This window comes from Actinoplanes sp. NPDC026670, assembly GCF_040638175.1.
Taxonomy (GTDB): domain Bacteria; phylum Actinomycetota; class Actinomycetes; order Mycobacteriales; family Micromonosporaceae; genus Actinoplanes.
This window is the reverse complement of sequence record NZ_JBEZXU010000050.1, coordinates 66843-80948: the sequence shown is the minus strand read 5'-3', so window position 1 is coordinate 80948 and position 14106 is coordinate 66843. Positions and strand designations below refer to the sequence as shown.

Below are 14106 nucleotides of genomic sequence, written 5' to 3'. Positions count from 1 at the left end.
CCGCGGCCTGGTAGGCGGCGTACGCCTCGGGCGCCCGCGCACCGGCTGCGGCCAGCCCGGCCGGGTCACGATCCATGGCGTCGCCGAGCAGCCGCACCCGCCCGGCTTCCAGGGTGTCCACGGCCGCGGCCGGATCGCCCGCCCGAACCATCACGTAGGCCGCCCGGACCGGCAGCCCGGCGCTGCGGGCCAGCGACGCCTCCCGGCTGTGGCGCAGCAGGCCCGAGTCGTAGATCCGGTCGCGGACGTCGAGCGCCTCCCGTAGCGGGGCGACCGCCTCCGCCCACCGGCCCCGGGTCACCAGAACCTCACCCAGCTCCTGCGCCGTCCAGAGCACATCCTGGGCCCGGCCACCATCACGTAGCAGCGGCAACGCCTCGGTCAGCATCCGCTCGGCCTCGGCGACCGCGGCCTCCCGGCCGTCGTGGCGGTGCAGAGTCTCGGCGAGCAACCTGGTGGTCTGGGCCCACTCGATCGGCGCCTGATCCGGTGGGCGCACCGCGAGCGCGTCCCGCATGCAGGCGACCGCCCGGACCAGATGGCCGGTGTCCCCGGTCTCGGCGGCGAGCTCCCGGTGGGCCAGGCTCGCGTTGTGCTGGAGGGCCGCCCAGTCGTGCGGGTACCTCTCCCGGGTGAGGACCTCGGCCGCCTCGGCGAACCGGGTCACGGCCTCGGCCGGTGGCAGCAGACCGGCCACGGTACGGACCCCCTCAGCCCAGCGCATCGGATTGACCGCCCGGGGCACCGCCTCGATCGCGGAGCGCAGCAGTTCGATCTGGGTCTCCCGGCGCCCGGCGATCCCCCGGTAGGCACGGGCGAGCATGCCGGTGAGCCACGCCCAGTTCTCCGGATCGGCCTCACGATCGACGTCGCGCCGGGCCCGGGTCAGCAGGTCCAAAGCCACACCGACGTGTTCGTCATGGTCGCCGTCGGTGCGTTCGAGCAGCACCCGGGCCAGATGTCCGTGCAGGTTGGCCCACTCCCGGCGCATCCCGGCCCGCCCGGCCCGGAAGATCGCCGCCCGCAGCACCGACTCCGCCTCGGCCCACTCCCGGCCGTGGAAGAGCTCCTGGCTCAGATTGCCCGACGTCTGCACCCACAACCGGTCGTCGCCCAGCGCCGCGGCCTGGTCGCGGGCGGACCTGGCCAGGTCGAGCAGCCGCCGGCGGTCCTCGGGCCGGCCGGTCCGCTCGGCGATGTGGGTCAGCGCATGCCCGTAGTTGGTCGCGACGACACTCTTCATCTCCGGGTCGTCGAGATCGGACACCTCGGTCCAGAGCCGTTCCAGCTCGGTGACCGCCGACGTCAGCGCCGCCTCGTCGCCCCGGTGGGACCGACTCAGCAGGGCCGTGGCGTGAGTGACACGCAGGTTCAGCAGCGGGCGGGCGCCGAGCCCGGGCGGCGGGTCGGCGACCGCCGCGGCCAGCATCGTCACAGCCTCGTCGGCCCGCCCGAGGTCGGTGCCGGGATAGTCACGGAACAGCAGGACGGCCAGGGCGGCGAGAGTCGTCGCCCAGTCGTCCGGATCGGTGGTCCGGGTCCGGACCGTCAGGGCCCGATCGAAGGCGGCCCGGGCCGCGTCCAGTTCCCCGAGGTCCCGTGCATCGGCGAGCAGCGTGTGGGCCAGTGCCGTGTTGTGCTGGGCGTCGGCCCAGAACCGTGGCGCCACCTCCCGCAGACGGTCCAGTTCGGCGTACCGGCGGACCGCCTCGACCAGGTCCAGACGGCTCTCCGGGCGGCTGACCAGATCGGTGGCGAGCCCGAAGGTGAGCAGGTCACGGATCGGCACGAACATCCGGGACTGCCACTCGACGGCCAGATCCGCGTCCTCGTCCCGGAAGTCCAGCAGCGCCTCGATCAGCAGATTACGCCGGGCTTCGGGACTCACCGGCCGGCCCTCGTGCAGCGGCTCCCGGCCGAGCATCATCAGCACCGCCGTGCCGACGGCCGGCGGCAGGCTGCGTCCCTCGGCCGGCTTCTGCTCCGGCGCCGCCGGTGGCGGGGTGGCCGGCAGCACCCGGTCGATGCCGAACTCGCGGCACTTGCGCAACCGCACCAGACAGTGCCGGGCCTGCTCCGCCATCTGCGGCTCGCCGTCCTCGGCGGCCTGTTCGACGACATGCTGCAACAGCAGGTCGGCGTCGTCGTCGAGCAGCTCCGGGTGAGCCAGCACGACCTCCCGCCAGGCCGCCGCGCCGGGCGCCTCCAGCAGGGCGCGGACCGCGGCGAGCAGCCGGCGGCCCCGGCGCTCCTCCACCAGGTCGGCCAGCCACGCCCGGTAGTGCTGCATGTCGGCGGTGAAGGCCTGGAAGGTCCCGGCGGCCAGCGCGTCGGCATCGGTCTCGATGTCGCGTTCCACCACCAGCGGCAGCAGATCGTACGGAAGGATCTGCACGTCCTGCTGGTGGTGTGACTCGGGTGGCTCGTGGCGGCGCAGCATCATCAGCGCCATCTGGAAGTGCCGGATCAGCATGTCCTGCGTCACCTCGGCCGTGGTGGCGAAGAGCAGGGGCGGACGCATGCCGGGCCGTCGGATCAGCAGGCTCGGGCGGGCGCCGACGGTGACCGGGCTGCGGCATTCGGCGCACCGCTGGGTCGTGGCGGCGCCGGAGGCGATGAGGCGGGCCAGGTCGGGCCGCTCACGGATGTCGACGGCCAGCCACACCTCGTGCCGTCCACGATGGCCGCACCCGGCACACCGGTAATCGAACTGTTGCGAGTAACTGGGCATGCGACGGCCCCGCTTCCGGCCGAGTGGCATCAGCAGGGATCGATTCTTCCCCAACCCCGAGATCCACGGGGGGCACCCGCCATTGTGGTGACGTGTGGTCCGATCCGCACCACAGATCACCACGCGCCACTGAGGGCTCGACGATGCCTCTTTCGTGGATCGGGTGCGCCATAACCCGTACATCATCCTAGGAACCTGGAATGCAGCCTGCGGTAACGTCGCCGGAATGCGGATCAGGCTGGGGCGTCCCGATCTCGGCATTCATGCCGGGCTTTTCGACGTTCCGGCGGCGGCCGAGGGTCTCGGAGTGACCTTCTTCGGGGTGGCCGGGCTGCTGTTCGCCGACGGGACGGACGCGGTGATGACCGACGGGTTCTTCTCGCGGCCGTCGTTGGCGCGGGTCGGTCTCGGCCGGATCGCCCCGGATGAGAAGCGGATCGCCGGCGGGCTGGAGCGCCTGGGCATCCGGCCGCGCACAGGGCTGCGGGCCGTCGTGGCGGTGCACACGCATTTCGATCATGTGATGGACTCCCCCACCGTGGCCCTCCGGACCGGCGCGGACTTGGTCGGTGGCGAGTCGGCGGCCAACGTCGGGCGTGGGGCCGGCCTCCCCGAGGACCGCATCCACGTGGTGGTCCCGGGCGAGCAGCGGCGGTACGGGGCGTTCACGCTGACGTTCGTCGAGTCCGGGCACTGCCCGCCGGACCGCTACCCCGGAGTGATCAGCGCGCCGGTGACACCGCCGGTGCGGGCGTCGGCCTACCGGTGCGGCGAGGCCTGGTCGATCCTGGTCGGCCACCGGGGTGGGCGGACGGCGCTGGTGCAGGGCAGCGCCGGATTCGTGCCGGGCGCGCTGGACGGCCGCAGCGCCGAGGTGGTGTTCCTGGGCGTCGGCGGGATGGGCGCGTGCGGTGAGGCCTACATCCGCGAGTACTGGCGGCACACGGTCCGCGCGGTGGGCGCCCGCCAGGTGGTGCTGATCCACTGGGACGACTTCTTCCGCCCGCTGGACCGTCCGTTGCGGGCGTTGCCGTATGCCGGTGACGACCTCGACCTGAGCCTGCGGGTGCTCGGTGACCTGGCTGGACAGGACCGGGTCGGCCTGCACCTGCCCACCCTGTGGCGGCGTGAGGACCCCTGGGCGGCACCCCTTGCATAACCCCTAAACTCTAGCAAAGATATGGGTTATGGCTCTGAAGTTCCACTGGTTCCTGCCCACCAACGGCGGCGACGGCCGGCACGTCGTCGGCGGCGGTCACGGCGTCTCGGCCGGCGCCTCCGGCCGGCCCGCCGACGTCGCCTACCTGACCCAGGTCGCCCGCGCCGCCGAGGACAACGGTTTCGCCGCCGCGCTCACCCCGACCGGCGCCTGGTGCGAGGACGCCTGGCTGAGCACGGCGATGCTCAGCCAGACCACACAGCGGCTGAAGTTCCTGGTCGCGTTCCGGCCGGGCCTGATCTCGCCGTTCCTGGCGGCGCAGATGGCCGGCACCTTCCAGAACCTGACCGAAGGCCGCCTGCTGCTCAACGTGGTCACCGGCGGTGAGAGCCACGAGCAGCGGATGTTCGGCGACCACCTGGACAAGGACGCCCGGTATGCCAGGTGCGACGAGTTCCTGGAGATCGTGCGCCGGCTGTGGGCCGGCGAGACCGTCGACTTCCACGGCGAGCACCTGCACGTCGAGGCGGCCACGCTCGGGCAGATCCCGGATCCGGTTCCGGAGATCTACTTCGGCGGCTCCTCCCCCGCCGCGGGCGTCGTCGCCGCCAAACACGCCGACGTCTACCTGACCTGGGGCGAGCCGCCGGCCGCGGTGGCCGAGAAGATCGCCTGGATCCGCGGGCTCGCCGCCGAGCAGGGCCGGACGATCCGGTTCGGCATCCGGATGCACACGATCACCCGGGACACCGCCGAGGAGGCGTGGGCCGAGGCGGACCGCCTGCTGGCCGGCATCGACCCGGCGACGATCGCGAAGGTGCAGCAGGGCCTGCGGCGGTCCGAGTCGGAGGGCCAGCGGCGGATGCTCGACCTGCACCACGGCCGCACCGACGACCTGGAGATCCACCCGAACGTCTGGGCCGGCGTCGGCCTGGTCCGCGGCGGCGCCGGCACCGCGCTGGTCGGCAGCCACGAGCAGGTCGCCGACCGGATCGCCGAATACGCGTCGCTGGGCATCGAGGAGTTCGTGCTCTCCGCCTACCCGCATCTGGAGGGCGCATACTGGTTCGGCGAGGGTGTGCTGCCGATCCTCGCCGAGCGCGGCCTGTGGAAGGACGAACGACCCCGGCGGCGCCAGAACGCGACGTCGCCGTTCGTCACCGCCGGACTCGCGACTCGCCGATGAGCACCTTCACCACCAATCAAGACCTTGATCCGGTACGGCTACGTCAAGCGTTCGGAGTCTTCCCCAGTGGTGTGGTGGCCGTGGCGGCGTCGGTCGACGGCACGCTGGTCGGCCTGGCCGCCAGCTCGTTCACGTCGGTGAGCCTCGACCCGCCACTGGTGTCGGTGTCGATCGCGAACACCTCGAAGACGTGGCCCGACCTGCGCCGCGCCGAGCACCTGGGGGTCACCGTCCTGGCCGCGCACCACGGCGACCTGTGCCGGCGGCTGGCCGGGCCGGTCGGGCACCGGTTCGACGACGTGGCGGTGTCGGTCACCGGCACCGGGGCGGTCACCGTCGACGGCGGGCTGGCCCGGTTCGACTGCTCGATCTACCGCGAGGTGGAGGCCGGCGACCACACCGTCGTGCTCCTCCAGTTGCACGCCGTGGACCACAGCGCGGATCAGGACGGCGGGCCGCTCGTCTTCCACCGTTCCGGTTTCGGGCGCCTCTCCCCTTGACGCCCGGTCTCGTTCCTCCCGCGATCTTGTTGGCTTCGGGCACGCCTGTCTCGGGGAAGTCCACACGATCGCGGCGGGCGGGTGTTTTGCCTTAGTGGCAGCCGTCACATGCCGAACGTTCCGGTGTGATGGGTCTGAACCGGCTGAGCATCAAACTGCGGCTGATCATCTGCGTGCTGCTGATCACCGGGGTATCGCTCGTGCTCGTCGCCACCGTCATCACCCGGCGCAACCTCTCCGAGGCGCGGGACACCGGGTTCGCGTTCGCCCAGGAGATCGGCGTCCGCAACGCGGCGGAACTACAGGTGCAGCTGATGACGGCGCTCGGCAGCGCCCGCGACCTGAGCGGGATGATGGCCACCGAGTCGGCCTCCGGCGGCAGCCGCGCCACGGCCAACGGCATGCTGCGCACGCTGCTCGACCGGCATCCCCGCTACTTCGGGACCTGGGTGGCGTGGGAGCCGGACGCGTTCGACGGCCGGGACACCCGGTTCCGGAGCAGCGACGCCCGGCACGACACCACCGGCCGGTTCGTGCCCTACTGGTACCGCGACGGGGACACGATCAAGTCGACCGTGCTGACCTCGTACACCGAACCGGGCGACGGCGACTACTACCTGATCGCGCAGACCACGGGCAAGGAAAAGGTCCTCGAGCCGTACGCGTACCAGGTCGGCGACAAGAGTGTGCTGATGACCTCGCTGGCCGTACCCATCCTCGCCGGTCAGAAGACTGTCGGCGTGGCCGGCATCGACATCACCCTGGACGCTGTCGCCGCCGCCCTCGCCGAGATCAAGCCGTTCGCCACCGGCGACGCGATCCTGGTCAGCGCGGGTGGCCTGCTGGTCGGCGGCGGGGACCCGGCCCAGGCCGGCAAGCCAGCCGACCCGGGCGTGGCCGAGCTGGCGAAGAACGCCGTCGAGCAGGGCGCCCCCGCCCGGCGGCTGATCAGCGGCGACGACGAACGGGTGCAGATCGCCGCGCCGCTCACCCTCGGTGAGACCGACACGTGGTCGCTGATCGTCACCGTGCCGACCGCGACGATCCTCGAGGCCGCGAACAGCTCGATGGTGATCAGCCTGTGGATCACCGCGGTGGTGCTGCTGGTCGCCGCGGTGATCGCCCTGGTCGTGGCGCGCGGCGTGGTCCGGCCGATCGAACGGCTCCGGGACCGGATGGCGGAGATCGCCTACGGTGACGGCGACCTGACCCAGCGGGCCACGGTCCGCGGCAACGACGAGGCCGGGCAGCTCGCGGCCGCGTTCAACAGGTTCGTCGAGAAGGTGGCCGGCACCGTCCGCGGGATCGCCGGCTCGGCCGCCGACGTGCAGGCCGCTGCCGACCGGCTCGCCGACGGCACCCGGCAGCTCAGCGCCAACGTCGTGCACGTCTCCGACAATCTGGGCACCGCCTCCGAGGCCACCCGGACTGTCAACCTGAGTGTGCAGTCGGTCGCCGCCGGGGCCGAGGAGATGAACGCCGCCATCGCCGAGATCGCCGGCAGCGCCGCACAGGCCGCGCAGGTCGCCAACGACGCCCGCAACGTCGCCGAGAGCACCAACGGCCAGGTCGCGCAGCTCGGTACGGCGACCGAGGAGATCGGCGACGTGGTCCGGCTGATCACCAGCATCGCCGAGCAGACCAACCTGCTCGCCCTCAACGCCACCATCGAGGCGGCCCGCGCCGGTGAGATGGGCAAGGGCTTCGCGGTCGTCGCCGGCGAGGTGAAGGAACTGGCCCAGCAAACCGCGCAAGCCACCGAGGAGATCACCGCCCGGATCACCGCGATCCAGGCGATCAGCACCTCGGCGGCCACCGCGATCAACCAGATCGTGCAGGTCATCTCCACGATCGGCGACTACACGACGTCGATCGCGTCGGCGGTCGAGGAGCAGACCGCGACCACCCAGGAGATGAGCCGCAGCGTCTCCGAGGCGGCCGGCAACACCGGGCTGGTCACCGGGGCGATCTCGGACGTGGCCGACTCGGCGCGGGACGCCTCGGTCAACGCGCGCAGCGGCCAGGAGGCGGTCGCCGACCTGAACCGCCTCGCCGACGAGATGACGGCGATCGTCAACAACTTCCGCTACTGACCTGCCGTCCCGCCCTCCCCGGCAAGGTCTCTCCGGCCGCAACCGCCAGCACTGACCACGCTCCCCGCCCCCACCCGGCGCGGCCTCCTTGGCCGACACCGCCGACACCGCCGACACCGCCGACACCGCCGACACCGCCGACACCGGCCACGCTCCCCGCCCAGCACGGCCCCCTCGGCCGCCACCGCCGACACCGGCCACGTTCCTCGCCCTCAGCCAGCGCGGGCGCCCCGGCCGCCATCGCCGACACCGGCCACGCTCCCCGCCCAGCACGGTCTCCTTGGCCGCAACCGCCGACACTGACCACGCTCACCGCCCCCACCCGCCGCGGGCGCCCCAGCCGCCATCGCCGATATCTGGCCCCTCGCTGCAGCCGACGACCCGCCTTCACCCGGCCGCTGGCCATGGCCGTGCTCCCGGCCTCACCCGGTGCGGGTGATCCGCGAGGGCCGTTCCGGCTGCGACCGTGACGGGCATGAACGGATGGCTGATGTGGGGACTGATCCTGCCGCTGCTGCTGGTGGTCGCGGGCATCGTCGTGCTGCTACGCAAGCGCAACGGCCGCTGAGATGCGGGCCCGGGTGGGCGCCCTGGTGGTCGTCGTGCTGTTCGCGGCCACCGGGTGCGCCGACGACGCCGACGACCGCCGGCTGGCGAACAAGCAGGAGGCGCTGGCCGAGGCGCAGGCGGAGCTAGCCACACAGGTGGCGGCGTTCTGCGGGGCCAGCACCTCGTACGTCACCGCGCTGGACCGCTACGGCGACCTGATCAACGCGACCACGCCGACCGTCGGTGACGTGAAGGATGCGGGCGCCGACCTGGCCGAGCCCCGCGGCGACGTGGCCGACGCCGCCGAGAAGGTCGCCCGTGCCCGGGACGCGGTGGCGGTGGCGGAAAAGGACCTAACCGAGGCCCGGGCCGGGGCGTCGCTGACGCCCGCCGCGTCGCCGCTGAACACCCCCTCGATCCAGGCGTCGGTCTCCGGCGCCGCGATCAGCCGGGTGCGGCAGGCCGACGCCGACTTCACCGCGGCCCAGCAGGGGATCACCGACAAGACCCCGCTCAGGCAGGCGTCCGAGCAGTTCAACGCGGCCGCCGTCGCGCTGGAGATGTCGTGGCTGAGCCTGCTCACCGAGGGCGGCTGCCTCACCGAGGACCAGCGGGGCCGAGCCCGCGATTACACCCTCGCAGTGCAGAAGTCGCTGGCCCAGGCCGGTTACTACACCAAGGAGGTCGACGGGGTCTACGGGCCGACGACCGTCGCCGCCGTACAGGAACTCCAGAAGGCACACGGCCTGCCGATCACCGGAACCGTCGACAAGGCCACCGATGCCGCGTTGCAGGCCGACCTGCGGTCGAAGGGCGGAGCCGCCGCCGACGAGGTGATCGCCTCCACGGCGGCCGTGCAGCAGACCCTCAAGCTGGCCGGCTTCTGGGACGGGCCGGTCGACGGCGCCTGGACCGACGAGCTCACGTCGGCCCTGATGAAGTTCCAGAAGTCGCTGGGCGTGGAACCGACCGGAGCGGTGGACGCGGCCACCGTCGCCGCAGTTGAGAAGGCCTTCTCGAAACCTGCCGCGAACCCGGAGCCCTCGCCGGTCCCGTCACGCTCCTGACGAGACCCGACGGCCCCGGTCCCGTCGATTCGCCCCAGCGGTTCGGTCCGGTCGGCTCGCCGCAGCGGTCCCGATCCGCACGGCTCGCCGTAGCGGTTCGGTTCGGTCAGTTCGCCGCACGGCCCCGATCTGCTCGGCTCGCCGCAGCGGTTCGGTCCGGTCAGTTCGCCGCACGGCCCCGATCTGCTCGGCTCGCCCCAGCGGTTCAGGTCCGGTCGGCTCGCCGCAGCGGTTCCGCGGCGGTCCACCCGCCACCAGCCTTCGCCAGGTTGCCGCTCCGCCGTTCTTGAGCGATCGACCACCGAATAGTCTCTCCTTCGTGATCTTCAAGCCATCCGAAGAATCTGCGGCGCTCGCCTCTTTATCCGATAGATCCGGTTTATCAAATAAGTTCAGTTAATACACCACTTCGACCGAAAAAGTCTACTGCGCGGCTGCCTCAGCTTGAGAAGGACAGCCGTCAGACGGATAACGCCTCCTCCGCCGGCGACGACTCGCCACCCGCGGATCTTGCACGACTTTCCACGCCCGCGCCGATCTTGCAGCCCTTTCCACACCCCAGCAGGAAGAACGCTGCAAGGTCTCCCCAGCGCAGTAGACCTTGCACGACAAACCATGCCCAGACGTGAAAGACCGTGCAAGATCACGGCCAGCGCGGAGAAGCGTGCAAGATCTACAGATCCGGTTTGGGGACTAATCCGCTACAAATATGAGATTCCGGCCTCGGCCCGTTGCCCTCAGTGGCATGCGTCATCGGTGCGATGGTCCGAAGGCTGAGCGAGAAAACATCACACGGAAGAGGCATCACGGAAGCCGCGTCACGGGAATCGGGATCACGGAAGCGGCATCACGGAAGCGGCATCACGGAAGAGGCGCTTGAAGAAGCTTCGAAACGGTGTCCGCTGTCAGGCGAGCAGGCGGCGCAGAGCCGCGCGGGCGGGCGGGCCCCAACTGGCCTTGCCACCCGGGCGGCCGTGTACACCGTTGTCACCGATGAGCAGGCCGCTGAGCACACGGGCCATCGCCCACCCACGCGCCCGGCGTCGGCTGGCGGAATCCGCGCCCGCCCAACACCCGGCAGCATCCCCGGCCGGCTGATCCAAGCCGATATTCCGCGGCGGCCGGCCCTCGGCGGCATCCGCGGCCGGCAGGCTCGCGGCGACATCCCCGGTCGGCCGGCTCGCGGCGACATCCACGGCCGACCGATACCCGGCGACATCCGCGGTCGGCCCATATGCGGCGGCATCCGCGGCCAGCCGATACGCGCCGGCATCCGCGGCCAGCTCATATGCGGCGGCATCCGCGGCCGGCCGATACGCGGTGTAGAAGTCGTCGGCGGCGCCGTCCGGTAGCAGTAGCCAGGCGGCGGACAGGTCGTAGGCCGGGTCGCCCGCGCACATGTCCCCGAAGTCGACGATCCCGCAGAGCGTCCCGCCGCCGGTGAGGACGTTGGCCGGATGCAGGTCGGCATGCAGCCACAACCTCGGCCCGGCCCAGGCCGGCGCGGTCACCGCATCGTGCCAGACGGCCCGGACCGCGTCCGGGTCATCGATCAGGCCGCGTTCGAAGGCCATCCGCACCCCGTGCTCGAACCCCTCGGCACGGTCTGCGAGCGGGCCGCCTCGGTCCTGGCCTTCCGGCGCGTGGTCCGGGGCGGGCCGGTGCAGCGCGGTCAAGAACCCCGCAAGCAACACCGCGGCGTCATCCCGGGTGACCGGCTCCCGGTCAGCGGGTGTGCCCGGCACCCAGGTGGTGATCATCCACGGCCGAGGAAACCGCGCCGACGGCACACCGAGCCGCTGCGGAACCGGAACCTGCAGCGGCAGGTCCGGCGCCAGTGTGGGCAGCCACGTGTATTCGTCGACGATCTGCCGGTCGGTGTCACCGATGGCCCACGGCAGGCGGACGGCCAGGTCGTCGCCGAGACGCCACAGCTGGTTGGCCCAGCCCCGGGCGCCGAGCCGGACCGGGCGATCAGCGAGGTCCGGATACTGCTCCCGAACCAGGTCGCGGACGAGTTCGGCGGTGATCTCGATCGTCGAGTGGGTCACGCGCAGTGACGGTAGCTCACCTGGCCAACAGCGCCGTCGCCACGGCCGTGGTGAAGCCGACGATGATCCAGCGCAACGCCCGGGCCGGCAGCCGGCGGGCAACCCGGGCGCCGATGTAGCCTCCGATCATCGTGGCCGGGGCCAGAACCGCGACGAAAGCCCAGTCCACCGGCCCGAAAATGCTGTAGATCAGCACCGTGGTGGTGCCGACGACAGCGCTGAACACGTTCTTCAGCGCGCTGAGGCGGCGCAGCGGCTCGTCCAGGACCAGGCCCAGGAACGCGATCAGCAGGATGCCCATCGCCGCGTTGAAGTAGCCGCCGTACAGTCCGCAGCCGAAGACCGTCAGGTGCATGAGCGCGGGCCGGTTCGCCGAGTTGCCGGTCAGGTTTCGCAGCCGATCCTGGAACGCCATCATCAGGGCCGCCGCCAGCAGCAGGAACGGCACCACGATGTCGAACACCTCATGCGGCGTGACCAGCAGGATGCCGCTGCCGCACAGTGTGCCGGCCACGATCGCGGGCAGGATGGTGAGGATCCGCCGGCCCTGCCCGATCAGGTCGGGGCGGGAGCCGACGGCGCTCGCCGCGTAGCCGGGCGCCACCGAGAGGGCGTTCGTCACGTTCGCCGCCACACCCGGCTGGCCGAGCGCCACCAGCAACGGGAAGGTGATCAGCGAGCCACCCCCGGCGATGGCGTTGACGGCGCCGGCGGTCAGCCCGCCCGCGAGCAGAGCGACCGCTTCCCAGGGACTCACCATCACGGGGGTACGGTACGGCGGCCCCGCCCGGAGCCCGGCGACACCCGTCCCTGCTCCCAGAGAGGAGGACGGCCCCGCTCACCCGGCACCGGTTCCTGCGTAGTGCCGGGCGATCGCCGCGAACGCCGCCTTCGGCTCCCAGGGCAGCCCCGGATACGTGTCACCGCTGCGCCCGTCGAGGACCTTGACGATGCCCGGACTGGCCAGGTCGAGATCATCCCGTGGATCGCCGCCGGGCCGGTGCGGGTAGTCGTCGAGAGCGAACAGGTAGACGAACGCGCTGTCCACGCCCTCGCTGTCGAAGATGTCGAGCATCTCCCGGTGGTAGGCCGCCTGTCCCTCCTCGTCGCGCTCGTAGAGGCCGGAGATCCGCATCGGCGCCCCGGTGACCGGGTCGTGCTCGACGATCTCCATGCTGCGTGGCGCCACGTCGGCGGAGCCGCGCCAGGTGGTGGTGCCGAACCCGGTGATCGCGACCGGTTTGCCCTGGGCGGTGAGCCCACGGACCGCCTCCCGGAACTGCCCGGCGACCTCGGCGTTGCGGATCAGCTCCAGGGTGACGATGTCGAACAGCTCCCAGTCGACGTCCTCGAACGGGATGGCCGCGTAGGTGACCCGGCCGTGGAATCGCCCGCGGACGGCGGCGACGGCCTCGCGCAGGAACCCGTCGAGCCGGGTGCGGGCCTCGGCGACCCGGCCGGCGAACAGCTGGGCGAGGCGGTCGTCGAGGGTCTCGCCGTCGATGAACCCACGGTTCATCAGGGTCAGCTCGACGCCGGTGACGAGGACGACCTCGGCGCCTGTCGCACGGAGCCGCTCGGCCCGGTCGGCGCAGTCGAGGAACAGGGCGCGGATCTGCTCGGGATCGAGGCCGATCGGGTAGGGCGAGAACCACACCTCCAGGCCCAGATCGGCGGCGATGCGGGCGGCTGCCTCGATCCGCCCGGCGTCACCACCGACCAGGTGAACGGCGTTGCAGTGCAGGTCGTCGCGGATGATGGCCAGCTCGCGCCGGACCCGGTCGAGGTCCAGCGGTTGGGTCGGGGACAGGAATCCGGTGTTGTAGGCGATGCCGTTGGCGCGCATGCCGCCACCGTAGCAGAAAGATGCGTGCACGCAATTTTGCGGGCACGCAAGAAATGTGGCAGGATGTTGTCCATGACGGGGCTGCGTGAGCGGAAGAAACAGGCCACACGGGAGGCGCTGCAGACTGCGGCGCTGCGGCTCGCGCTCGAGCACGGGCCGGACAATGTGCGGGTCGAGGACATCGCCGGGGCCGCGGGCGTCTCGCCACGCACATACAACAACTACTTCTCCAGCCAGAAGCAGGCGATCGTCTCCGCGATCGCCGCCCACCGCGCTGACCTTCTCGCTGCCGCGGTGACCAGCCGCCCAGCCGGGATCGGGCTGGGCGAGGCGGTGATCGACGCGGTCGTGGCGTCGTATGCCGACCCCGGCGATCATCCCGCCGGGGCGATGCTGATGATCGCGTCGAGTCCGGCGTTGCGGGCCTGCTACGCCGACACGGCGACCATGATCGAGGGCCCGCTCACCGAGGCCGTGGTGAGCCGGCATCCCGGCGTCGACCCGCTTGCCGCCCGGGTCCTGGCGGCGGCCGTCGCAGCGGCCGCCCGCATCGCGCTCCACCAGTGGCTGCACGCCACGACCACGCCGCCGACGATGCCCGGTTTCGTCGTGCCGGCCGGATCGCTGCCCGACCTGGTCCGCGCGGCTCTGACCCCACTCGCTCCGGCGCTCGACGCCGCAGTTCCACCGGCCTGAAGAGGCGAAACAGCGATGCCACTGACCGGGGCCAGGCCAAGCGGCAGCCTGGCTGGGGCAAGCGATACGGCTGGCCAGCCGGACCAGGCGACGCCGCAACCCGACCGGACCAGACGGCCCGGCGCAGACCGACCAGGCAGGAGACCCGAGGCAGCCCGACCGGACCAGACGACCTGGCGCGGGCCAACCGGACCAAGAAGACCCGGCACAGCCGACCGGGGCGCGCGA

Annotated in this window: 9 protein-coding genes and 1 pseudogene; 6 read left to right on the top strand and 4 right to left on the bottom strand. The window is 71.6% G+C overall.

Annotated elements, in window-relative coordinates:
• A partial coding sequence (locus AB0E94_RS36800) for a tetratricopeptide repeat protein (protein ID WP_360336089.1) occupies positions 1-2731 on the bottom strand: 2731 nt, incomplete at its 3' end.
• A 226-nt stretch (positions 2732-2957) separates the two neighbouring features.
• Here AB0E94_RS36800 and AB0E94_RS36795 point away from each other — a divergent pair.
• From AB0E94_RS36795 to AB0E94_RS36775, 5 genes are all read left to right on the top strand, one after another.
• On the top strand, positions 2958-3890 hold the full coding sequence (locus AB0E94_RS36795; RefSeq protein WP_360336087.1) for an MBL fold metallo-hydrolase: 933 nt from the start codon (positions 2958-2960) through the stop codon (positions 3888-3890).
• 28 nt (positions 3891-3918) lie between these two features.
• Positions 3919-5076, top strand: coding sequence for an LLM class flavin-dependent oxidoreductase (locus tag AB0E94_RS36790; RefSeq protein WP_360336085.1), 1158 nt, complete (start codon positions 3919-3921; stop codon positions 5074-5076).
• Positions 5073-5576 (top strand): flavin reductase family protein, encoded by a 504-nt coding sequence (locus tag AB0E94_RS36785; protein WP_360336083.1) that lies wholly within the window; start codon positions 5073-5075, stop codon positions 5574-5576. The genes AB0E94_RS36790 and AB0E94_RS36785 overlap by 4 nt, the downstream gene beginning before the upstream one ends.
• Before the next feature lie 128 nt (positions 5577-5704).
• A complete protein-coding gene (locus AB0E94_RS36780) occupies positions 5705-7669 on the top strand; it encodes a methyl-accepting chemotaxis protein (RefSeq protein WP_360336081.1) in 1965 nt (654 codons plus the stop codon).
• Positions 7670-8238: 569 nt separating this feature from the next.
• On the top strand, positions 8239-9285 hold the full coding sequence (locus AB0E94_RS36775) for a peptidoglycan-binding domain-containing protein (RefSeq protein ID WP_360336079.1): 1047 nt from the start codon (positions 8239-8241) through the stop codon (positions 9283-9285).
• Between the two features lie 1292 nt (positions 9286-10577).
• Here AB0E94_RS36775 and AB0E94_RS36770 read toward each other — a convergent pair.
• The 3 genes and pseudogenes from AB0E94_RS36770 to AB0E94_RS36760 form a co-directional block, all read right to left on the bottom strand.
• Positions 10578-11336 (bottom strand): annotated as a pseudogene (locus AB0E94_RS36770) (aminoglycoside phosphotransferase family protein); the annotation flags it as partial.
• 16 nt (positions 11337-11352) lie between these two features.
• On the bottom strand, positions 11353-12093 hold the full coding sequence (locus AB0E94_RS36765; RefSeq protein WP_360336093.1) for a sulfite exporter TauE/SafE family protein: 741 nt from the start codon (positions 12091-12093) through the stop codon (positions 11353-11355).
• Between the two features lie 81 nt (positions 12094-12174).
• Positions 12175-13182, bottom strand: coding sequence for a hypothetical protein (locus tag AB0E94_RS36760; protein WP_360336077.1), 1008 nt, complete (start codon positions 13180-13182; stop codon positions 12175-12177).
• A 72-nt stretch (positions 13183-13254) separates the two neighbouring features.
• On the opposite strand from AB0E94_RS36760, the gene AB0E94_RS36755 reads away from it, so the two are divergent.
• Positions 13255-13878 (top strand): TetR/AcrR family transcriptional regulator, encoded by a 624-nt coding sequence (locus tag AB0E94_RS36755; protein ID WP_360336075.1) that lies wholly within the window; start codon positions 13255-13257, stop codon positions 13876-13878.
• Positions 13879-14106: the final 228 nt, after the last annotated feature.

What these genes read in the sequence shown, in the direction of transcription:
- AB0E94_RS36795 (WP_360336087.1), top strand. Translation starts at nt 2,958, where the DNA reads ATGCGGATCAGGCTGGGGCGTCCCGATCTCGGCATTCATGCCGGGCTT.
- AB0E94_RS36760 (WP_360336077.1), bottom strand. Translation starts at nt 13,182, where the DNA reads ATGCGCGCCAACGGCATCGCCTACAACACCGGATTCCTGTCCCCGACC.
- AB0E94_RS36790 (WP_360336085.1), top strand. Translation starts at nt 3,919, where the DNA reads ATGGCTCTGAAGTTCCACTGGTTCCTGCCCACCAACGGCGGCGACGGC.
- AB0E94_RS36785 (WP_360336083.1), top strand. Translation starts at nt 5,073, where the DNA reads ATGAGCACCTTCACCACCAATCAAGACCTTGATCCGGTACGGCTACGT.
- AB0E94_RS36780 (WP_360336081.1), top strand. Translation starts at nt 5,705, where the DNA reads ATGGGTCTGAACCGGCTGAGCATCAAACTGCGGCTGATCATCTGCGTG.
- AB0E94_RS36775 (WP_360336079.1), top strand. Translation starts at nt 8,239, where the DNA reads ATGCGGGCCCGGGTGGGCGCCCTGGTGGTCGTCGTGCTGTTCGCGGCC.
- AB0E94_RS36755 (WP_360336075.1), top strand. Translation starts at nt 13,255, where the DNA reads ATGACGGGGCTGCGTGAGCGGAAGAAACAGGCCACACGGGAGGCGCTG.